The sequence below is a fragment of the Thermalbibacter longus genome, from assembly GCF_023806485.1.
Taxonomy (GTDB): Bacteria; Chloroflexota; Chloroflexia; order Thermomicrobiales; family Thermomicrobiaceae; genus Thermalbibacter; species Thermalbibacter longus.
In genome coordinates, this window is the sequence record NZ_JAMSLR010000069.1 from 1 (window position 1) to 243 (window position 243).

The 243-nt window shown below is 66.3% G+C and carries 1 protein-coding gene; it reads left to right on the top strand.

Annotated features, from left to right (window positions below):
• Window positions 1-243 (top strand): GTP-binding protein (locus NET02_RS16480; RefSeq protein ID WP_284058520.1); only part of this gene is annotated, 243 nt, incomplete at both ends.

Below are 243 nucleotides of genomic sequence, written 5' to 3' on the forward strand. Positions count from 1 at the left end.
GACCAGATCGACCACCTGGTCATCGAGACCTCCGGCCTGGCGCTGCCCAAGCCGCTGGTGCAGGCGTTTCAGTGGCCCACCATTCGGCACGCTTTCACGGTTGATGCGGTCGTCACCGTGGTGGATGCGCCGGCAGTGGCCGAAGGCCGCTTTGCCCATGATCCTCAAGCCGTCGATGCCCAGCGCCGCGCCGACCCCGAGCTTGACCATGACACGCCGCTGGCCGAGCTCTTTGAGGATCAG